This is a genomic window from Streptomyces filipinensis (assembly GCF_014649495.1).
Classification (GTDB): domain Bacteria; phylum Actinomycetota; class Actinomycetes; order Streptomycetales; family Streptomycetaceae; genus Streptomyces; species Streptomyces filipinensis.
Window position 1 is genome coordinate 12,712 of the sequence record NZ_BMTD01000037.1, and the last position, 20,080, is coordinate 32,791.

General features: G+C 73.4%; 22 protein-coding genes and 1 pseudogene. 13 read left to right on the forward strand and 10 right to left on the reverse strand.

Going from position 1 to position 20,080, the window contains the following annotated elements; translation table 11 throughout:
• The first annotated feature begins 69 nt into the window (after positions 1–69).
• Genes IE244_RS40585 through IE244_RS40595 form a run of 3 tightly spaced genes read left to right on the forward strand, consistent with a single transcriptional unit; the run spans position 70 to position 2,343 of the window.
• Entirely contained in the window at positions 70–933 is an 864-nt protein-coding gene (locus tag IE244_RS40585) for an oxidoreductase (RefSeq protein WP_191878594.1), read from the forward strand.
• A gap of 57 nt (positions 934–990) precedes the next feature.
• Complete coding sequence (locus IE244_RS40590) at positions 991–1,596, forward strand: DNA polymerase ligase N-terminal domain-containing protein (protein WP_191878595.1); 606 nt, start codon at positions 991–993, stop codon at positions 1,594–1,596.
• Between the two features lie 6 nt (positions 1,597–1,602).
• A complete protein-coding gene (locus tag IE244_RS40595) occupies positions 1,603–2,343 on the forward strand; it encodes an ATP-dependent DNA ligase (protein ID WP_191878596.1) in 741 nt (246 codons plus the stop codon).
• On the opposite strand, the gene IE244_RS40600 is transcribed toward IE244_RS40595, so the two are convergent.
• From IE244_RS40600 to IE244_RS40615, 4 genes are all read right to left on the reverse strand, one after another.
• Positions 2,226–4,556, reverse strand: a complete 2,331-nt coding sequence (locus IE244_RS40600) for an ATP-binding SpoIIE family protein phosphatase (RefSeq protein ID WP_191878597.1) — start codon at positions 4,554–4,556, stop codon at positions 2,226–2,228. The two genes, IE244_RS40595 and IE244_RS40600, sit on opposite strands and share 118 nt — an antisense overlap.
• 78 nt (positions 4,557–4,634) lie before the next feature.
• Positions 4,635–5,102 (reverse strand): peroxiredoxin, encoded by a 468-nt coding sequence (locus tag IE244_RS40605; RefSeq protein ID WP_308436316.1) that lies wholly within the window; start codon positions 5,100–5,102, stop codon positions 4,635–4,637.
• A complete protein-coding gene (locus tag IE244_RS40610; protein WP_031161070.1) occupies positions 5,099–5,479 on the reverse strand; it encodes a DoxX family protein in 381 nt (126 codons plus the stop codon). The genes IE244_RS40605 and IE244_RS40610 overlap by 4 nt, the downstream gene beginning before the upstream one ends.
• A 78-nt stretch (positions 5,480–5,557) precedes the next feature.
• On the reverse strand, positions 5,558–6,085 hold the full coding sequence (locus tag IE244_RS40615) for a MarR family winged helix-turn-helix transcriptional regulator (protein WP_191878598.1): 528 nt from the start codon (positions 6,083–6,085) through the stop codon (positions 5,558–5,560).
• Positions 6,086–6,326: 241 nt separating this feature from the next.
• Here IE244_RS40615 and IE244_RS42930 point away from each other — a divergent pair, with 241 nt between their 5' ends.
• The gene (locus tag IE244_RS42930) at positions 6,327–6,902 is read left to right on the forward strand and encodes an SH3 domain-containing protein (protein WP_268252935.1); all 576 of its coding nucleotides are present in this window, start codon (positions 6,327–6,329) and stop codon (positions 6,900–6,902) included.
• A gap of 185 nt (positions 6,903–7,087) precedes the next feature.
• On the forward strand, positions 7,088–7,873 hold the full coding sequence (locus tag IE244_RS40625; protein WP_191878599.1) for an XRE family transcriptional regulator: 786 nt from the start codon (positions 7,088–7,090) through the stop codon (positions 7,871–7,873).
• 129 nt (positions 7,874–8,002) lie between these two features.
• Here the strand turns inward: IE244_RS40625 and IE244_RS40630 are convergent, their stop codons facing one another.
• A complete protein-coding gene (locus IE244_RS40630) occupies positions 8,003–8,860 on the reverse strand; it encodes a LysR family transcriptional regulator (protein ID WP_191878600.1) in 858 nt (285 codons plus the stop codon).
• Positions 8,861–9,012: 152 nt separating this feature from the next.
• On the opposite strand from IE244_RS40630, the gene IE244_RS40635 reads away from it, so the two are divergent.
• From IE244_RS40635 to hemC, 4 genes and pseudogenes are all read left to right on the forward strand, one after another.
• The gene (locus IE244_RS40635) at positions 9,013–9,825 is read left to right on the forward strand and encodes an EamA family transporter (protein WP_373305838.1); all 813 of its coding nucleotides are present in this window, start codon (positions 9,013–9,015) and stop codon (positions 9,823–9,825) included.
• A gap of 204 nt (positions 9,826–10,029) precedes the next feature.
• A pseudogene (locus IE244_RS42655) lies at positions 10,030–10,176 on the forward strand (DNA-binding response regulator); the annotation flags it as partial.
• A 116-nt stretch (positions 10,177–10,292) separates the two neighbouring features.
• The gene (locus tag IE244_RS40640) at positions 10,293–11,249 is read left to right on the forward strand and encodes an ATP-dependent DNA ligase (protein WP_191878613.1); all 957 of its coding nucleotides are present in this window, start codon (positions 10,293–10,295) and stop codon (positions 11,247–11,249) included.
• A gap of 42 nt (positions 11,250–11,291) precedes the next feature.
• The gene (gene hemC, locus IE244_RS40645; RefSeq protein ID WP_191878602.1) at positions 11,292–12,233 is read left to right on the forward strand and encodes a hydroxymethylbilane synthase; all 942 of its coding nucleotides are present in this window, start codon (positions 11,292–11,294) and stop codon (positions 12,231–12,233) included.
• Between the two features lie 44 nt (positions 12,234–12,277).
• Here hemC and IE244_RS40650 read toward each other — a convergent pair whose 3' ends face one another.
• Both IE244_RS40650 and IE244_RS40655 read right to left on the reverse strand, forming a co-directional pair.
• Positions 12,278–12,802, reverse strand: a complete 525-nt coding sequence (locus tag IE244_RS40650; RefSeq protein WP_031161053.1) for a hypothetical protein — start codon at positions 12,800–12,802, stop codon at positions 12,278–12,280.
• 525 nt (positions 12,803–13,327) lie between these two features.
• Complete coding sequence (locus tag IE244_RS40655) at positions 13,328–13,573, reverse strand: winged helix DNA-binding protein (protein ID WP_191878603.1); 246 nt, start codon at positions 13,571–13,573, stop codon at positions 13,328–13,330.
• A 184-nt stretch (positions 13,574–13,757) separates the two neighbouring features.
• Between IE244_RS40655 and IE244_RS40660 the strand changes: the two genes are divergently transcribed.
• Positions 13,758–14,549, forward strand: a complete 792-nt coding sequence (locus IE244_RS40660) for an RNA polymerase sigma factor SigF (protein WP_191878604.1) — start codon at positions 13,758–13,760, stop codon at positions 14,547–14,549.
• A gap of 78 nt (positions 14,550–14,627) precedes the next feature.
• Here the strand turns inward: IE244_RS40660 and IE244_RS40665 are convergent, their stop codons facing one another.
• Positions 14,628–14,942 (reverse strand): ANTAR domain-containing protein, encoded by a 315-nt coding sequence (locus IE244_RS40665; RefSeq protein ID WP_031161049.1) that lies wholly within the window; start codon positions 14,940–14,942, stop codon positions 14,628–14,630.
• 128 nt (positions 14,943–15,070) lie between these two features.
• On the opposite strand from IE244_RS40665, the gene IE244_RS40670 reads away from it, so the two are divergent.
• The gene (locus IE244_RS40670; RefSeq protein ID WP_191878605.1) at positions 15,071–15,880 is read left to right on the forward strand and encodes a VOC family protein; all 810 of its coding nucleotides are present in this window, start codon (positions 15,071–15,073) and stop codon (positions 15,878–15,880) included.
• Positions 15,881–15,895: 15 nt separating this feature from the next.
• Here IE244_RS40670 and glgX read toward each other — a convergent pair whose 3' ends face one another.
• On the reverse strand, positions 15,896–18,079 hold the full coding sequence (gene glgX, locus IE244_RS40675; protein WP_191878606.1) for a glycogen debranching protein GlgX: 2,184 nt from the start codon (positions 18,077–18,079) through the stop codon (positions 15,896–15,898).
• Positions 18,076–18,588, reverse strand: coding sequence for a pep a2 (locus IE244_RS40680; RefSeq protein ID WP_191878607.1), 513 nt, complete (start codon positions 18,586–18,588; stop codon positions 18,076–18,078). Before IE244_RS40680 ends, glgX begins: the two co-directional genes overlap by 4 nt.
• 327 nt (positions 18,589–18,915) lie before the next feature.
• Between IE244_RS40680 and IE244_RS40685 the strand changes: the two genes are divergently transcribed.
• Both IE244_RS40685 and IE244_RS40690 read left to right on the forward strand, forming a co-directional pair.
• A complete protein-coding gene (locus IE244_RS40685) occupies positions 18,916–19,215 on the forward strand; it encodes a DUF5133 domain-containing protein (protein WP_191878608.1) in 300 nt (99 codons plus the stop codon).
• Positions 19,216–19,322: 107 nt separating this feature from the next.
• A partial coding sequence (locus tag IE244_RS40690; RefSeq protein WP_191878609.1) for a maltotransferase domain-containing protein occupies positions 19,323–20,080 on the forward strand: 758 nt, incomplete at its 3' end.

Below are 20,080 nucleotides of genomic sequence, written 5' to 3' on the forward strand. Positions count from 1 at the left end.
GGTGGGGACCGAGGCCGCCGGACCCGACAGCGGTGGCCCGGACATCCCGAGCATTCTGAGAGGTACGACATGACTGCACAGCTCGGCGGCACCGTCACCCCGGCCGGCGGCCTGACCCTGACCCGGGTCGGCTACGGCGCCATGCAGCTGGCCGGGCCGCACGTCTTCGGCCCGCCGAAGGACCGGGACCGCGCGGTGGCGGTGCTCCGCGCGGTCGTGGAAGCGGGTGTCACGCACATCGACACCGCCGACTTCTACGGTCCCGTGGTCGTCAACGAGATCATCCGGCAGGCCCTGCACCCCTACCCCGGGGATCTGCACATCGTCACCAAGGTCGGCGCCCGCCGGGGAGCCGACGGCAGCTGGATCCTGTCGCGACACCCCGAGGACCTGAAGGCACAGGTGTACGACAATCTGCGGAACCTCGGTGTGGAGGTCCTGGACGTCGTCAATCTGCGCGTGGGCGACGTGGACTCGCCGAACGACGACTCGCTGGCCGAGCAGTTCGGGGCGCTGGCCGAGCTGCGGGAACGGGGACTGATCCGGCACCTCGGGCTGAGCACGGTGACCGCGGCGCAGCTGGACGAGGCCCTCGCGATCGCGCCCGTGGTGACCGTGCAGAACCTGTACAACCTCGCCAACCGGCAGGACGACGCCCTGGTGGAGCGCACGGCGGCCGCGAACATCGCCTTCGTTCCGTACTTCCCGCTCGGCGGCTTCAACCCGCTGCAGTCCGAGACGCTGGCGAAGGTCGCCGCCCGGCTGGAGGCCTCGCCGCAGCAGGTCGCGCTGGCCTGGCTGCTGGGCCGGTCGCCGAACATCGTGCTCATCCCCGGCACGTCCTCGCCGGAGCACCTGCGCGAGAACATCGCCGCGGCGCGCCTGGTGCTCCCGGGCGACGCGGTCGCCGAGCTGAACGGCATCGCGGGCTGAACGGACCGGCCCGGGGTACCCGGGGCCCGTGAGGCGCACGCACGGAAGGAGCCGCACGTGGCAGCGGAGGACCGGCTGCGGACGTACCGCGGCAAGCGCGACTTCGAGCGGACCCGGGAACCCTCGGGCCATCAGTCCCGGCCCGGGAGCGAGGAGCCCCGGTTCGTGGTGCAGATCCACGACGCGCGGCGGATGCACTTCGACTTCCGCCTCCAGGTCGACGACGTCCTGAAGTCCTGGTCCGTCCCCAAGGGCCCGTCCAGCGACCCCGCCGACAAGCGGCTGGCCGTGCCGACCGAGGACCATCCGCTGGACTACGAGGACTTCGAGGGCGTGATCCCGAAGGGCGAGTACGGCGGCGGCACGGTCATCGTCTGGGACCGCGGCACCTACGAGCCGCTCAGCCACGACCGCCGGGGGCGCCCGGTGGGGTTCGCGGAGTCCCTGGAACGCGGGCACGCCACCTTCCGGCTGCACGGGACCAAGCTGCACGGCGAGTACGCGCTGACCCGGTTCCGCAGCGGCGCGGACGAGGAGGAGGCCTGGCTGCTGGTGCGCAAGGGGCCGGCCCGGTCCGACGCGCACGGCACCCCGGATCCCCGCAGGGCCCGCTCGGTGCGCACCGGACGTACCCTCGCCCAGGTCGCGGCCGCCGGGGGGTGAGCCGCGGTGCCGGGGCTGCTGTCGCGCACAGGGCAGCGGCTGGACGAGACCTGTCCGGAGATCGTGGCGGCGCTCGCGGCGCAGGAGTGCGCCGACTTCACGGTGGACGGCGAGGTGGTCGCGTTCACCGGCGGGCGTACCGGCTTCGCCCGGCCGCAGCGGCGGATGGGCCTGACCCTGCGCCGGGACATCGGGGCGTCCGGGGTCGCGGTGACGTACCACGTGGTCGACCTGCTGCGCCTGGAGGGCGCCGACACCCGCCGGCTCCCGTTGCGGCTCCGCAAGCCGCTGCTGCGCCGGGCGCTGTCCTGCCGCACCCCGCTGCGGCAGACCCCGCATCGCCACGCGGGCGGCGCCGCGCTGCCGGACCGGGCCTGCACCCGGGGCTGGGAGGGGCTGATCGCCAGGCGGGCCGGCGGGCCGTACCGGACGAGCCGGTCCACGGACTGGCTGAAGCTCAAGTGCGCACAGGGGCAGGAGTTCGTGATCGGCGGCTTCACCGAACCGGCGGGCCTGGGTGCGCTCCTGCGCCGTACCCGCTCGCGCTCGGCGTGCTCGGCGTGCTCGGCGTCCTGCCGCACGGCTCCGTTCCCGGAGTACGCGCCGGATCCCGGCGCTCGTTCCCGTGGTCAGGTGCCGGGCAGTGCCTGTTCGGCCCAGATCGTCTTGCCCCGGCCCGTCTGCCGGCTGCCCCAGCGCTGGGTGAGCTGGGCGACCAGCAACAGTCCGCGGCCGCCCTCGTCGTAGGCGTGGGCCCGCCGCAGGTGCGGTGAGGTGGAACTGGCGTCGGAGACCTCGCAGATGAGGGCGCGGTCGCGGATCAGCCGGAGCTGGATGGGCGGTTCGCCGTAGCGGATGGCGTTGGTGACGAGTTCGCTGACGACGAGTTCGGTGACGAAGGCGGCCTCGTCCAGCCCCCAGGCGGTCAGCCGCTCGCCGGCCGCCTGCCGCAGGACGGCGACCTGGGCGGGGTCGGGCGGGACGTCCCAGGTGGCGACGCGGTCGGCGCCGAGGGCGCGGGTGCGCGCCAGCAGCAGGGCGACGTCGTCGGCGTGCTGGTCGGGCAGGACGGCCTTGAGGACGTCGTCGCACAGGGCTTCCAGGGAGTCGGAGGGCGCGCTGAGGGCCCGGCGCAGCTCCTCGAGCGCACCGTCGGGGTCGCGGTCGCGGTTCTCGACGAGTCCGTCGGTGTAGAGCGCGACGACGGAGCCCTCGGGCAGTTCCAGTTCCGTCGCCTCGAACGGCAGCCCGCCGACGCCGAGGGGCGGTCCGGCGGTCATGGGGACGGGTTCCGCGGTGCCGCCGGGCAGGACGACGGCCGGGGCCGGGTGGCCGGCGGCGGCCAGGGCGAGCCGGCGGGACACGGGGTCGTAGACGGCGTACAGGCAGGTCGCGCCGAGTTCGGCGACTTCCTCACCGCTGTCGTCGGAGGTGAGGTGGGTGACCAGGTCGTCCAGGTGGGTGAGGAGTTCGTCGGGGGGCAGGTCGACGTCCGCGAGGGTGCGTACGGCCGTCCGCAGCCGGCCCATGGTGGCCGAGGACTGGATGCCGTGGCCGACCACGTCGCCGACGACCAGTCCGACCCGGCCGCCGGAGAGCGGGATGACGTCGAACCAGTCGCCGCCGATCCCGGCCAGCGAGCCACAGGGCAGGTAGCGGTGGGCCACTTCGACCGCGGCCTGCCCGGGCAGGCCGCGCGGCAGCAGGCTGTGCTGGAGGGCGAGCGCGGTGGAGCGTTCGCGGGCGAAGCGGCGGGCGTTGTCGATGCAGACGGCGGCGCGGCTGCCCAGTTCCTCGGCGAAGACGGCGTCGTCGGGGCCGTAGGCGTCGGGGTGGGCCATGCGGACGCAGACCGCGACGCCCAGGGTGGTGCCGCGGGCCCGCAGGGGGATCGCGATCAGGGAGTGGGCGCCCTGCCGGAAGGGGCGGCCCTCGGGTGAGCGTGTGTTGCGTTCGTGGAGCCATTCGGCGAACTCGGGCTCTCCGGCCTGGCTGAGCACGGCGTGGCCCTCGCGCAGGGCGCGGGTGGGCGGGGAGTCCAGGGAGTAGACATCCGTTCCGCCGATGGGGACGGCCGCCCCGGGGTTGCCCTCGCGGGTCGAGCCGTGGGCGACCCTGTGCAGGACGACACCGCCGGCCGGGGGCATCGGCGGCTCGTCCGCGCCGAGCACCCAGTCGAGCAGGCCGACGCTGGCGAAGTCGGCGTACCGCGGGACGAGGAGGTCGATCAGTTCCTCGGCGGTGCGCACCACGTCGAGGGTGGTTCCGATGCCGGTCGCCGCCTCGTTGAGCAGGGCGAGGCGGCGCCGGGCCCAGTACTGTTCGGTGTTGTCGAAGGCCGCCATGGCGACCCCGGTCAACTCGCCGGAGGCGGCGCGCAGCGGCCACATCTCGATGCTCCAGAGGTGTTCCCGGTTCAGCGCGGGGGCGTCGGCGAAGCTCTCGTAGCGGATGGGCCGGCCGGTCTCGGCGACCTCGCGGAGGTGGTTCAGGAAGCCCTGGTTGTATGCGGTGTCCCGCACGGTCTCGGGAAAGAACCGGCCGGTGAGCGCGGTCTCGGGGACGCCCATCACCTTGCAGGCGGTCTCGTTGACGCGCAGATAGCGCTGCTGGAGGTCGAAGACCGACATGGACATGGAGGCCTGCTCGAAGGCCTCGGCGGCCAGGGGGGTGCCGGGCGGGTCCGCCGAGACGACGTAGCCGGTGCTCTCCCCGTCGGCGCCGGCGACGGGGCAGGCGGTGAGGGCCACCTCGATGAGGTGGCCGTCGTGGTGGCGCAGTCGGACGGTTCCGGTACGTGCGGCGAGCGCGTCCGGCGGGAGGGGCCCGGCGAGCAGCTCGGCCGCGGGCCGGCCCACGACGTCCCCGGCCGGGCGGCCGGTGAGCCGCCGCGCGCCCTCGCTCCACCCGGTCACCGTGCCCAGGGCGTCGATGAACGCCACGACGGCGCGATGTTTCATATGCTCCAGGATGTTCCGATTGCTCCGGCACATCAAGCGCGGGGCGGTCCCGGGGCGTCCGGCCCGGGACCGGAGTGGTCAGCCCTTGTGAGCACGCACAGCGGCGAGAGCCCGGTCGGCGTGGGTGTTCATCCGCAGTTCGCTGCGGACGATCTCCAGCACTGTGCGGTCCTGGGCGATCACGAAGGTGACGCGCTTCGTGGGCGCGAGGGAGAAGCCGCGCCGGACGCCGAACCGCTCACGGACCACGCCGTCGGCGTCGGAGAGCAGCGGCATGCCGAGGCCGTGCCGGCCGGCGAACTCCTGCTGTTTGTCGACACTGTCCCCGCTGATGCCGACGGGCCGGGCGCCGACGGCGGCGAATTCGGCGGCGAGGTCGCGGAAGTGGCAGGCCTCGGCGGTGCAGCCGGGAGTGAGCGCGGCCGGGTAGAAGAAGAGCACGACCGGGCCCTCGGTCAGCAGCTCGGTGAGCCGGCGGGTGGTGCCGGTCTCGTCGGGCAGGGCGAAGTCCTCGGCCTTGTCCCCGACCTCGATGTGTTCGGTCACGACCGTCCCTCCTCGCTCCGGGCGACTCCACGCGCCCACAGCACCAGTGGTACCTGCAGGGGCAGCCGGGCGAGGGCGGCCGTCCGCAGCGGCGCGGGCCGGTGCCGCCAGTCCACGGCCATCTGCACGTTCGCCGGGAACACCCCGACGAAGAAGGCCGCGGCGGCCTTCGCGGCGACCGTGCGCGTGCGGGGCACGGCGATCCCGGCCGCCAGCGCCAGCTCCAGGACTCCGCTGCCGTACGTCCAGGCCCTGGGCGGGCCCGGCAGCCGACGGGGAATGGTGGCATCGAAGGGGCGAGGGGCGGCGAAGTGGGCGGCCCCGGCCGCGGCCAGCAGGCCGGCGAGCAGCAGGGGCGAGCGTTCGGACCGGGTCACGGTTCCTCCTGTGGTGGCCTGCCGCCGGATATTACTCGACGGTAGGCGCGGGGAGGCTGCCGCCCCGGACGTCGGCCGTCAGCAGGTGGTGACGGCGTCGTCGGCCTCCTGGCCGGAGTCCTCGTCGACCGCGCAGGCGGGGAAGTCGTCGACCATGCGGTGGAAGAGGGCCGCCATCTGCCGCAGGTCCTCGGGACGCCGGCCGGCGAGGGCGAGCTGCATGCCCCTGGCCCCCGCCTCGCGCACCCGGCCGACGGCGGCCTCCCGGCCCGCGTCCGTCAGCTGGATCCGCTGGGCCCGGCGGTCGACGGGGTCCGGGAGGCGCGTGACGTGTCCGGCCCGCTGCAGCTGCTGCACGGTTCGCGTGACATGGGAGGCCTCCACACCCAGGCGCTGTGCCGGCTCGCCCGGCCGCAACGGTTCGGAGTCGGCGATCTGCCGCAGCAGGGCCACCGCGGCCCGGTCCAGCGGTACGCCGGCCGGCGCCATCAGCGGCTCGTGCCGCCGGGCCCGGGTACCGAGATAGGTGACGCGCGCCAGGGCCCGCTCGATCTCGACGACCTCCGGGGACGCGCAAGGCATGTCGGACAGCGATTCCGCGGGCATGTCCGTGAAATATCTAGTTGCGTAAGTCAAGTAATTTCCCGGGCGTGCGCGGAGACGGACCGGACGGCGGGACGCCTCCCCGCCACAGAGCCGATGGGCCACCTGTGTCGCGCGGGCCCGTCCCGGGGGACGTCCCGGCCGTCCCAGGGGACGACGGGACGGCATGCCGGCGGCCGGTCACGGACACGCTGACTGTCGTGATCACTCCTCGTGGTCACGAGAACGACAGCCGGAGGCTTCCATGATCCGACGGACCTTCAAGAGCGGGCTGCTGGCCGCGGTCGCGGTGCTCGCACTCCTGCCCACGGCGGCGGGGGCCACCGCGGCCGACGCCACCACCCAGCACCCGGTACCCGGCGCCGTCGTCCAGTACGACGCCCACCACCGCGCACACATCACGCACCGCTTCCACCACCGCACCCACCTCCGCCGGCACCACACGCGCCGCGTGCACCGCCTCGCCCCCCGGGGAGTGGCGTACCGATCCCTCCCGCGGACGTCGGCCTACCGCTTCGCCGCCTTCACGGCGCCCTACCGCCTGCAGTACCGCCTCGTGGCGCAGTGGGTGCCGTACCGCCATGTCGTCCCCACCAACGGTCGCGTCACCACCCGGTACCTCCGGCTCAACGTCCGCTCCGGGCCCGGCACCGGCTACCGGGTGATCGGCCACCGGCACCCGGGCCGGCGCCTGGCGCTCGCCTGCAGGACGCGCGGCTCCTCGGTGCACGGGAACCGCACCTGGTACCGGCTCTCGCACCACCGGGGCTACGTCTCGGCGCGCTACGTCCGCGCCGACCGCGCTCTCCCCTGGTGCTGACGGTACGTCAGCTCCGCACCACAGACCACCGAAGGCCCGTTCGACGACCCCCGAACGGGCCTTCGGTACGTCCGCGCTTCACCTTCCTCCTACCTCACCGTGTGTTGCGGTCACCGCACTCCGGGAAGTCATTCCGGCATCAGGGGCTAAAACGCCCATAGCGGAAAGGGAGTCGAGGACGCACGATGCGGCACCCCCAAGCAGCGACCACGCCGGACGAGCCACTGGTGGCGGGACTGCGCGAACTGAAGGACCGTACGGGGCTGAGCCTGGCGGCGCTGGCCGCGCGCACCCCGTACAGCAAGTCCGCGTGGCACCGCTATCTGTCCGGCGGCGCATCGCCGCCCAGACCCGCCGTGGAGGCGCTCTGCCGCCTCGCGGGCACCGATCCCGCCGCCGTACTGGCCCTCTGGGAGGCCGCGGAGGTGCCCCCGCCCACGGCCACGCCCCACACGCCCCGCCGTAGGCGGCTGTTCGGGTGGCTGCCGGCGTGGCGCGCGCCCTGGCTGCCGCTGTCCGCGCTCGCGCTGTTCGGGGCGGCGACGGCGGTGACCGCCGCCGTCACGCTGTCCGAACGCCCGGGCAGCGCGCCCGCCGCACAGCACCTGCCGGCGGTGCCGCGCTGTCACGGCCGGTCCTGCCAGGGTGCGCTGCCCGACGCGTCGGCGTGCGCGCGGGACGCGCGGACCACGAGCACGGTCAGCGGCCCGGCCTACACCGTCCTGCTGCGCTACTCGCCGGCCTGCGGCACCGTCTGGTCCCAGGTGCGGCTGCGGTCGGCCAAGGCGCGCGAGGTGTCGGTGCGGGCCGGCCAGGACGTCCTGTCGGCCCGCTACCCGGCGGACGACCCGGCCGGGAACAGCAGCCCCATGCTCTCGGTGGCCTCGCCGCGGGGCGTGGAGGCGTGCGCCGAGGTGGACGAGGAGCTGGCGTGCACGGGCCTGGAGGCGGAGCCGGACGCGCAGGGGTGAGAGGTCGCAGTACGTCACCGGCTCGCCGTCGGCGACGGCCTTCTCCATCGCCGCGCCGAGGTCGGCCACCTCGAACAAGAATGACAACAATTCTGTCCGCGCTTCTGGCGCGGCTGCGCAACGAGCGGCTCAGGCCGTCCGGTACAGCTCGCTGAGCAGTTCGAGGACCGCCTGGAGGGCCGGGGGCGGGTCGTCACGCCACCAGGCGAGGCGTACGGCGACGGGTTCGGCGTCGCGCACCGGGCGGTAGACGACCCCGGGCCGCGGGTACTGGTTGGCGGTCGACTCGGCGGTGACGCCGATGCCGCGTCCGGCGGCGATGACGGTGAGCCAGTCGTCCACGTCGTGCGTCTCCTCGACGGAGGGACGGGCGTCCGGCGGCCACAACTCCGGGGTGGTGGTGCCGGTACGCCGGTCGACGAGGAGGATCCGCCCGGTGAGGTCGGCCAGCCGTACGGACCGGCGCCGGGCCAGCGGATCGTCGGCGGCCATCGCGCACAGCCGGCGTTCCAGGCCCACGATGGCCGTGTCGAACCGCCGGTCCTCCAGCGGCCGGCGCACCACCGCGAGATCGCAGGCGCCCTCGCCGAGACCGGCCGACGCCGTGTTGACGCGGACGAGGTGCAGATCGACCCCGGGGTGGGCGGCGGTCCAGCGCCGCTGGAAGGCGACGGTGTGGCGGCCGACCGCCGACCATGCGTAGCCGATCCGCAGCCGGGTGTGCCCCGAGGCGGCCTCCTGGACCAGGGCGGCGACGTCAGCCAGCACCCGCCGGGCCTGCACCACCACCCGCAGCCCGGTCGCGGTCGGTGTCACCTCGCGCGAGGTGCGCCGCAACAGCCGTACGCCCAGGGCCCGTTCGAGTGAGGCGAGAGTACGGGAGACGGCGGCCTGGGAGACACCCAGGGCGATCGCGGCGTCGGTGAAGGTGCCCTCGTCGACGATGGCGACGAGACAGCGCAGCTGCCGCAGGTCGATGTCATCCATACGCTCAGCGTATAGACCGGCGGGCATATGCATTTTGTGCAAGTGGGCGCGCGGCACAGCATGCGGGCATGCGACGCACTCTCGAACGCCCGGCCGCGGCCGGGCCCGCGGCCACGGTCCCTCCCCTGCCCCAGGCCCGGCGGCTCGCCGGGGTGGCCGCCATGGTCGGCAGCGGACTGTCCAACCAGACCGGCGCCGCCGTGGGGGCGCTGGCCTTCCCGGTGCTCGGTCCCCTCGGCGTGGTGGCGGTGCGTCAGTACGTCGCCGCGCTCGCCCTGCTGGCCGTGGGCCGGCCCCGGCTGCGGAGCTTCACCTGGCGGCAGTGGTGGCCCGTCCTGCTGCTGGCCGGGGTGTTCGGCACGATGAACCTCAGCCTGTACAGCGCCGTCGACCGGATCGGTCTGGGCCTCGCGGTGACCCTGGAGTTCCTCGGGCCGCTCGCCGTCGCGCTGGCCGCGTCGAGGCGCCGGCTGGACGCGGCGTGCGCGCTGCTCGCCGCGGCCGGAGTCGTGGTCCTGATGCGGCCGCGTCCCGCCGCCGACTACACCGGGATGGCCCTCGGCCTGGTCGCCGCGTGCTGCTGGGCGTCGTACATCCTGCTCAACCGCCTTGTGGGGCGGCGCATCCCCGGGGCGCAGGGTGCGGCGGCGGCCGCGACGGTCTCCGCGCTGGCCTTCCTGCCCGTGGGCGTCGCCGTCGCGCTGCGCCACACGCCGACGGCCGGTGCGGTGCTGTGCGCGGTGACGGCCGGTCTCCTGTCCTCAGCCGTGCCCTACCTCGCGGACCTGCTGACGCTGCGCCATGTGCCCGCGCAGACCTTCGGCCTCTTCATGAGCGTCAACCCGGTCCTGGCCGCGATGGTCGGCTGGGTGGTGCTCGGGCAGAGTCTGGGCGGCGCGGAGTGGTCGGGCATCGGGGCTGTGGTGCTGGCCAACGCGGTGAGCATCGCGACGACGCGAACCTGAGGAGGGAGCCGGCCGAGGGGTGCGCGGACCGCGATCCGGCCGGCCCGGCCCGGGAGCACGGGCCGGTACAGGTTCGCGAGGGCGCATCGACGTGCGGCTCCGGCGCGGGGGCGCGCGCCCAGCCGTCCCCCACGGTGCCCCCGCCGCCCGGTCCGGTCCCCCCTCCGTGGCCGTCAGCCGACGGCCTCCCGCCAGGCGGCTCCCCACGCCACCATCGCCCGCACGCTCGTCATCACCGAACGCTCCGTCGGCAAGCACATCGGCAACGTCTTCCTGAAGCTGGACCGGCCCCCGGGCGAGAGCGGGCACCGCCGGGCGCCGGCGGTGCCCGCCCCTCTGCGCCACGCGTGACCGCCCCGCCGGCCGGGGCCCGTTCAGGGGAACCGGCGGCCGAAGGCGCGTGAGGCCGCCGTGGGCGGTCGAGACCTTCAGCCGTGACCGCCGTACCCCTGCCGTTCATCGCGCCGATGCTCGCCTCCCCCGGCACCCTGCCGCCCGCCGCCCAGGACGAGCGGTGGGCGTACGAGACCAAGCAGGACGGCCAGCGGGTGATGGTCTATCTGCCCGGTGACGGCAGCGTGCTGCTGCGCGCCCGCTCCGGCGAGGACATCACGGCCGCCTATCCGGAACTGCGGCCGCTCGGCGGCGCACTGGGCACCACACCCGTCGTGCTGGACGGCGAGGTGCTGGCCCTGGACGACCGGGGGCGGGCCGACTTCCAGTTGCTGCAGAGCCGGATGGGCCTCGCGCACGCCCCCGCGCGGGCAGCCCGCCGGGCCGCGCAGGTGCCGGTGCACCTGGTGCTGTTCGACGTGCCGTACCTGGAGGAATCCCTGGTACGGCTGCCGTACGTACAGCGGCGGGCGCGGCTGGAGGAACTCGGGCCGGCGGGACCGTACTGGTCGACGCCGCGTGCGGTGACCGGGCACGGTGCCGAGGCGCTCGCGGCGACCCGGGAGCATGGTCTGGAGGGTCTGGTGTGCAAGCGGCTGGACTCGGTGTACGAGCCCGGGGTGCGCTCCCGGGCCTGGATCAAGATCCGGAACATGCGTGCCGAGGACGTGATCGTCGGCGGCTGGCTGCCCGGCAAGGGCCGGCTGAGCGGGCTGCCCGGCGCGGTGCTGGTCGGTCAGCGCGACACGGCCGGCCGGCTGCGGTACGTCGGGGGGGTGGGCACCGGCTGGAGCGAGGCGGAGCGCAGGGAGCTGGCGCGGTTGCTGGGAGACGCCGCGAGCAGCCGGTGCCCCTTCGACCCGGCGCCCCGGGTCCCGGACGCCCGCTGGGTACGGCCGCGGTGGGTGGGCGAGGTCAACTACAGCACCCGTACCCGCGCCGGGCTGCTGCGCCAGCCCTCGTGGCTGCGGCTGCGCCCCGATCTGACGCCCGAGGAGTCGGCGGCGGACCTGCCCGAGGGCTTCGGCTGAGGCCGGGCGGTCGAGTCCGGCTCGGGCGGCTGGGTCTATCGTGTGCGCATGCCGGTTCCCGAACTGATCCGTATCGTCTCCCGCGACTCCCCCATGGCCCTGGCCCAAGTGGAGCGGGTCCGCGCCGAGTTGACCGCGCTGCACCCGGGTGTGCGCACCGAGGTGGTGCCGGTGAAGACCACCGGCGACAAGTGGCTCGGTGATCTGTCCAAGGTCGAGGGCAAGGGGGCGTTCACCAAGGAGGTGGACGCGGCGCTGCTGGCCGGGGAGGCCGATCTCGCGGTGCACTGCGTCAAGGACGTGCCCGCCGACCGGCCGCTGCCCGCCGGCACGGTGTTCGCCGCGTTCCTGAAGCGGGACGACATCCGGGACGCGCTGGTGCACCCGGACGGGCTCACCCTGGACGAGCTGCCCGCCGGCACCCGGATCGGCACCTCCTCGGTGCGCCGGGTGGCCCAGCTGGCCGCCACGCACCCGCACCTTCAGTGCGTACCGTTCCGCGGGAACGCCAACCGCCGGCTGGAGAAGCTGGCCGCCGGGGAGGCGGACGCGCTGCTGCTGGCGGTGTCCGGTCTGGAGCGGATCGGCCGGACGGACGTGATCAGCGAGGTGCTGTCGACGGACGTGATGACGCCGCCGATCGGCGCGGGCATCCTGGCCCTGCAGTGCCGGGAGGACGACGCCGCCCTCATCGACGCCGTCAGCGGGCTCGGCGACCCGGACACCTACCGGGAGGCGACGGCCGAGCGGATGTTCCTGCATGTGCTGCAGGGCCACTGCAACAGCCCGATCGCCGGCTACGCGCGCGTGGACCGCAGTGGGGAACTGTCCCTGCGGGCCTGCGTGTTCACCCCGGACGGCAAGACCCGGCTGAACGCCCACGAGTGGGCGGGCCGCCTCGATCCGGCCACCCTCGGCACCTCGGTCGCGGTGGCGCTGCTGCGGCAGGGCGCCCGGGAGATCATCGACGGCATCCCGCACTGACCGTACGGCCGCGCCCTGACCGTACGGCCCCGCCGCCGCGCGCGTCAGGCGGTGCCGGGCTCCGTCTGGTCCTTCAGGAAGGCACTGACCTGGTGGGCCAGGCTGCCCTGTCCGGCGGCCGTGGGGGCGGCCGCCGGGGTCGCCTCCAGGACGCCGATACCGCCGGTCCACAGCCGGCGGTCGGCCCACTCCTCGTCCACCCGCAGCTGCACCTGCACATCCACGTGGGCCAGGGCTGCCTCCGGGGCGGCGGCGTAGAGCACGGCGGTGGCCCGGCGCAGCGGGTAGACGTCGAAGCCCTCGATGAACTGGGAGTTGCGCCAGTCGATGAAGGCGCCCTCGCCGTCGGGGCCGACCCGGACGTCGATCTGGCCGTCCTCCAGGTGGATGCCCAGGGGCCGCGCGCCGCGGTTCTCGACCGTCACGCGGACACTGAAGTACGTCAGCCCGGCGGCGGCGTCGTCTCGTCCGCGGGGCGGCTCGGCCGCCTCCAGGCGGTGGACGCGGACCCGCAGACCGGCATGCTCGTCGTACTCGTGCCAGTCCCCGACCACGTTCGGCTCGTACACAGTGCCCCTCTCGACCTTCGAGAGCTGCTGTCTATCTGTGCGCCGAGTGCAGTGTCAAATGAGCAGAATGCGCTGTGGCCAGGGTGTTCGCCCGCTTTGATCGGTGATCAAGCGCTGCCCAGGAAGAATCCGTTCACGGCGCCTTCGGCGGGGGCACGCGTGCGTGCCGCACATCACGTCCGCGGCAAGATCACCGGGCCGGGCCGGCCGAGCAGCGCGGAGGCCGCGGCGACGCCGAACACAACGGACGGCCCCGGAGGGCGCACCGGGAGGCCCGGGGGCCTCCCGGCCTTCCACGCGGGCGCCGCAGGCACCGGCGGAACCCGTCAGCGCGGCGTCATCAGGGGGCGTGGCGGGGTGCGCGGTGTCCTCCGCGCGGGCGCCGGCGGTGCCGCGAGCTCGCGTGGGTGTGGCCGTGTGGGCGGGAGGGTCGGTGCCGTCGGCCGGAGCGCCGGGGGCGTCACGGTGTCCGGGCCTCCGTCGGGACCGTCGTGCCCCCTCGGGCTCCGCCATGTCTCCTCGGCCTCATCGTGCGGGCCGGCGGCCAGCCTGCGCAGGGCCGGGAGGGCCGCGCAGGGCCTCCCGGTCGGCGCCGCCGAGCCGGGACACGTGCCGGTCGGACAGTTCGGCCCGGCGGCGCTGCCGTTCACCGAGCCGTTTCCGGGCCGCCTCGGTCAGCCGCAGCCGCGCGGGGCGCCGGCCGGCGGGGGCGGTCTCGCGGAGCAGGTAGCCGCCCCACACGAGCTGGTCGACCAGGGGGCGAGACGCCACCTCGCATTCCGTTTTGCACCTTATTGTTTTGTGATGTCCCAGAGTGGGAAGATGAACTCCAGTGCTTCGGACAGGAGGCACATCCCGTGGGAACCGGCACAGCCGGACGCCCCGGTCTCCTCCCCATGGTCCGAGCGCCCTCCCACGGTGTCTGTCCATCCAGCACCTGAGAGAGGTGCGCACGATGCGTGTCACCGGCAGCACGTCCCCCCATCCTCACGATGACGCCCCCGACACCGCGGAGTCCTTCCAGCGGCTCGCCGGGCTGCCCGACGGCCCCGAGCGGCGGGCGCTGCGTGACGAACTGGTCCGGCTGTGGCTGCCCATGGCCGAGCGGATCGCCGTGCGGTTCCGCGGCCGTGGGGAGGCCCTGGAGGATCTGTACCAGGTGGCCGCCCTCGGCCTGGTGAAGGCCGTCGACCACTACGACCCGGAGCGCGGTCGCGCCTTCGAGGCGTACGCGGTACCGACCATCACCGGTGAGATCAAGCGCCACTTCCGCGACCACATGTGGACCCTGCACGTGCCCCGCCGGGTGCAGGACCTGCGCAACCGCGTCCGCGCGGCCACGAAGGAACTCGCTCAGAGCACCTCGGGCCGCCCGCCCTCCGTAGCGGAGATCGCCGCCTACACCCGGCTCAGCGAGGACGAGGTGCGCGCCGGCATGGAGGCGCTGGAGTGCTTCTCCGCGCTGTCCCTGGACGCCGAGGTGGCCGGCACCGACGGCTATGCCCTCGGTGACTCGCTCGGCGGACCCGACCCCGGCTTCGACCTCGTGGTCGACCGGGCCGCCGTCAAGCCGTGTCTGGAGGCCCTGCCGGAACGCGAGCGCACCATCCTGTACCTGCGGTTCTTCGGCGGGATGACACAGAGCCGGATCGCCGAGCAGCTCGGCATCTCGCAGATGCACGTCTCGCGGCTGCTCAGTGCCTGCTTCGACCGGATGCGCGACGAACTGCTGGCCGAGGTGCGCTGAGCCCCGCCGGCCCCACGGGCGCCACCGTCTCCGCGGCCGCCGCCCGGCACTCCCGTGGCCTCGGCCCCTGCCCGGGACTCATCGCTCCCAGGCCCCGGGCACCTGGGTGGGGCCGTACCGGTCCAGGGCGTCCTCCAGCGCCACGCGGATCTCGGGCGGGATGTCCCCGCGCCGGCCCCAGATGAGGATCAGCTCCGCGACGTTGCGCAGCTTGATGTTGGTGTGCTGGGAGACGTCCTTCAGCACCTCCCAGCCCTCGTCCGGGGTCACCCTGCCCAGGGCCACCATCATCCCGATGGCCTGGTCGACGACCGCGTGGGAGGCCACGGCCTCCTTCAGCTGGTCGACCTGCGCCTGCAGCTCGACGATCCGTTCCGGCTCGCTCGCTCCCATGCCCCCATCGTCCTCGGTGGCCTGGCCCGATGCCAGTGGGGGTACTCGACAGGCACCCCACCCCCCTGGGGTTGGACACTGGTCCCAGAACGGTGGCCGCCCGGCCCCGAGAGCAGGACGCGACTGCCATGAACCACAACGCCCCCGTCAGCGGTGAACCGCGCAGGCGAGACGTCGTCTCCACGCACTCCGTCTTCGGTGCCCCGTGCTGGGTGAGCCTGACCAGCCGGGATCTCGAAGCCACCCAGGACTTCTACTCGGCCGTCCTCGGCTGGCGCTGGCGCGACGCCAAGCTCGGCGAGCACTTCCGCATCGCGCTGGCGGACGGCGTGCCGGTCGCGGGGATCGCCGCCGTCGCCGCCATGTGGCAGATGGCGGTCGCCTGGACGCCCTACTTCGCCGTGCCGGACGCCGACGTGGCGGTGGCCCGGGCACGCGAGCGCGGCGGTACGGCGGCCGTCGGACCGCTGTCCTTCCCGCCGGGCCGGGCCGCGCTGCTCGCCGACCGCGACGGGGCCACGTTCGGCATCTGGCAGGGGGAACTGGTCGGCAACTGGGAGGCGTGGCGGCGGGCGGCACCGACCTTTGTGCGGCTGCACACCCGCAACGCCTTCGATTCCGCGATCTTCTACGGCGAGGTCCTCGGCTGGGCGTCCGGGCAGCCGGGCTGCTGCGAGGTGGAGTACGAGGCCGGCGAGGTGGTGCTGCGCAGCCAGGGGGACGTCGTGGCGCGGATCGACTCGGGCGCGGTGGAGGCGGCACCGGATCCGTCCGTACGGCCGCACTGGCAGATCCACTTCGCCGTGAACGATGTGCCGGGATGTGCCCGGGCGGCGGAGAAGCACGGAGGCAGCGTGCTGAGCGAGGACGAGACGGAGGCGATCCTGCGGGACGCCGACGGCGCGCAGTTCACGGTGACGTCCCGCCGGGCGCGCTGAGCCGGCGCAGGGGGCTCAGCCGCGCCGACGGGGTGCCCCGTGGGCCGGCGACGGCTGGTTCGCCACCCGCGACGGACGTGACAGCAGGACCAGACTGCGGGCCTCCGTGCGGAGCCTCGTGCCGGCCTTCCGTTCGCGTTCGTCGGCCATGCCGTCGGGGTCGGCGGTGTCGATCAGCGTCGTCCAGCGTTCACCGAAGGAGTGGTCGGGCAGGCGGAAGTCGACCGGTTCCCAGTAGCCGTTGACGAGCAGCAGGAAGGAGTCGTCGACCATGCGGCGCCCGTAGGGGTCGCGCTCGGCGATGGCGTCGCCGTTGAGGAACACGCCCATCGAGTGCGCGTCGCCGCGCTGCCAGTCCCGGTCGGTCATCTCCCGGGCGTCGGGCCTGAGCCACATCAGGTCGGGCAGCGGCTGTTCGGCGTTGGTCACGGTCTCGCCGCGGAAGAAGCGGCGTCGGCGCAGGACGGGGTGCGCGGCACGCAGGGCGATCAGGTGCCGGGTGAAGTCGGTGAGGGTCCGCTGGTCCTCTGTCAGTTCCCAGTCGATCCAGGAGAGTTCGTTGTCCTGGCAGTAGGCGTTGTTGTTGCCGCGCTGGCTGCGGCCGAGTTCGTCGCCGTGGCAGAGCATCGGGATGCCCTGCGAGAGCAGCAGCGTGGCCAGCAGGTTGCGCTGCTGGCGGGCGCGCAGTTCCAGGACGGCCGAATCCTCGGTGTCGCCCTCCACACCGCAGTTCCAGGACCGGTTGTGGCTCTCCCCGTCCCGGTTGTCCTCCCCGTTGGCCGCGTTGTGCTTGTCGTTGTACGACACGAGGTCGCGCAGCGTGAAGCCGTCGTGCGCGGTGACGAAGTTGACGCTCGCGCGCGGGCGGCGCCTGCTGTGCTGGTACAGGTCCGAGGAGCCGGTCAGCCGGGAGGCGAACTCACCGAGCGAGCCGGGCTCGCCCCGCCAGAAGTCGCGGACGGCGTCCCGGTACTTGCCGTTCCACTCCGACCACAGCGGCGGGAAGTTGCCGACCTGGTAGCCCCCCTCCCCCACGTCCCACGGTTCGGCGATCAGCTTGACGCGGCTGATCACCGGGTCCTGCTGGATCAGGTCGAAGAACGCCGACAGCCGGTCCACCTCGTGGAACTGCCGGGCCAGCGTGGCCGCGAGATCGAAGCGGAAGCCGTCGACGTGCATCTCGGTGACCCAGTACCGCAGTGAGTCCATGATGAGCTGCAGCACGTACGGATGCCTCATCAGCAGGCTGTTGCCGGTTCCCGTGGTGTCGTAGTAGTGCGCCCAGTCGCCGTCGACCAGGCGGTAGTAGGAGGCGTTGTCGATGCCCCGGAAGGACAGGGTCGGACCCAGCTCGTTGCCTTCGGCGGTGTGGTTGTAGACCACGTCGAGGATGACCTCGAGACCGGCCGCGTGCAGCGCCTTCACCATGGCCTTGAACTCGTTGACCTGCTGGCCGCGGGTGCCGAAGGCGGCGTAGGCGTTGTGCGGCGCGAAGAAGCCGATCGTGTTGTAGCCCCAGTAGTTGGACAGGCCCCGGTCCTGGAGCACACCGTCCTGCACGAACTGGTGCACCGGCATGAGCTCCACCGCCGTCACACCGAGCGAGGTCAGGTGCTCGATCACGGCGGGGTGCGCGAGGGCGGCGTAGGTGCCGCGCAGGCGCTCGGGGACCTCGGGATGGGTGCGGGTCAGGCCGCGTACATGGGCCTCGTAGATCACCGAGTCCGAGTAGGGCGTCCGCGGCGGCCGGTCGTCGCCCCAGTCGAAGTACGGGTCGGTGACCACACCCAGCATGGAGTGGCCGGCGCTGTCGGCGGGGGCGGGGCCGTCCGGGGCCCGCTCGTAGAGCGAGGCGTGGTTGTCGATCTGTCCGTCCACGGCCCGGGCGTACGGGTCGAGCAGCAGCTTCGCCGGGTTGCACCGGTGACCGAGCGAGGGCTGCCAGGGGCCGTGCACCCGGTAGCCGTAGCGCTGGCCCGGCGCGATGCCGGGCAGGTAGGCGTGCCAGACGAAGCCGTCGACCTCGTGCAGCCGGACGGGGGTCGCGGTGCCGGCGTCGTCGACGAGGATCAGCTCGACCCGCTCGGCCACCTCGCTGAACAGGGCGAAGTTGGTGCCCTGTCCGTCGAACGCGGCACCCAACGGGTAAGGCTGCCCGCTCCACACGGGCAGCCCCTTCCTTCGTCTGCGGGCGGTCACCGGCTGCCTTCCAGGGCGCCGTCAGCGGCGGGAACCGACGCGGCCAGCGCCATGACCGGTTCGGTGCGCGGTACTTGGAGGCCCGTGCGCAGCGTCGGCGCGGGGGCGGTCGGCACCAGGGGGACGCGCTGGCCGGCGCGGGCACGCTGCGAGAACCAGATGACCTTGCTCCCGCTCTCGGTGGCGCAGCAGCCCCAGCCGTCGCTCATGGCGGCGATGTCGGCGAGACAGGCCCGCAGGTCCTGGTCGGGGCGCAGATCCGGATCGTCGTCCCCGAACGCGGTGATGAGGTGCTGGCCGTTCCACCACATCTCGATGGACGTGCGTTTGTCGGTGGCGTGCTGGTCGATCGCGTGCAGCAGCAGTTCGGCGCCGCGGCAGACAGGGGCCGCGAGGTTCTCCAGGTCCCAGTAGTGGAGGTGGGCGGCCAGGATGCGGCTGACCTGTCCCACCCGTTCCGGGCTGACTTCCACGTCGAGGTGGTAGTAGCAGGGCACTGCGCTCTTCATCGTCGCTTGCTCCTCACCGGCGAAGCTCCCGCTCCCCTCGCCCGTCCGGGAGGGATCCCGGATGCCCGTCCGGGAAGGAACCCGGACACACAGCGTGAGCGCTTGATCGCTTCTGAGTCACATCCACAGTGCGGGCACTACGCCATTCGTGCAACATGAGCACCCGACACCACTCATGGTTGAAGGTCCAACAAGACGCTGCGTCGTCGTGCGTGCACCATAAGTGAAAGCCTCGATCGCCGTAACGGTGCCGTGCCCTTCCGCGCGCGGACACCACCCGACCGTCGGGAACGCGCCCAGTCGAGAGCGTGGAAGGTGAAGAGGGCAATGCTGCTACCCGCCAAGGCCGAAGTGGCCCGGGCGTTGCGGCGTTACCGGGCGTGGGAGCGCGTGATGCTCGCCTCGCCCCACGACCGCACGGTCCGGGGCACCTTCGAGGACTCGGGTTACACGCTGTGCGTGCTGATGGGCAAACGGTGCGCCCGCGAGGCCGCGGACGCGGCCGAGCGGTATCTGCGCACCAACCTGGTCACCTACCTGCGCGAGCAGGACGGACGGCCGCGGTCGCGCCGGGCGGCCAGAAGAGCGCCGCCACCGGAGCGGCGTTCCACGGCGCCAAGCCCCTGAGCTGGCACCGTACAAGGCGTTCCCCACGGGACCGACGTCGGTCGGCCCGTCTCGGATCGCGAAGCCGGGCCGGGTGCCCGGCTTCGCGCACGGCGGAGGTGAGATACATGCGCAGGACCCCGGCCATCGGCCGTGTACCGGTACGCGACGTCCGGCCGGCCGTGGAGTGCGGCAGGCGCCCGGCGAAAGCGGTGGCCGGGGAGACGTTCCAGGTGTCGGCCACCGTGTTCCGTGAAGGGCACGACGCCGTGGGCGCCAACGTGGTCCTGCGCGATCCCAAGGGCCGCCGGGGCCCGTGGACACCGATGCACGAGCTGTCCCCCGGCAGCGACCGCTGGGGCGCGGAGATCACCCCGGACACGACGGGCCGCTGGACCTTCCGGGTGGAAGCGTGGAGCCATCCGCTGGCGACCTGGCGGCACACCGCCTCGGTCAAGGTGCCGGCCGGGATCGACATCGGGCTGGTGCTGGAGGAGGGCGCGGAGCTGTACGAGCGTGCGGCCGCCGGAGTGCCGAAGGGGACCGAGCGTGACGACGTCCTCGCCGCCGCCCGGGCTCTCGGCGACGACTCCCGCGCGGTGCACGAGCGCCTGAAGGCGGCCCTGGCACCGCAGGTGAACGAGGTCCTGGCCCGGTACCCGTTGCGGGAGCTGGTCACCGCCTCGGATCCGATGCCGCTGCTGGTGGAGCGTGAACGCGCGCTGTTCGGCTCGTGGTACGAGTTCTTCCCGCGCTCGGAGGGCACCGCGCGGCAGCCGCACGGCACGTTCCGCACAGCCGTGCGCCGGCTGAAGCCGATCGCGGACATGGGCTTCGACGTCGTCTACCTGCCGCCCATCCACCCCATCGGCACCACGTTCCGCAA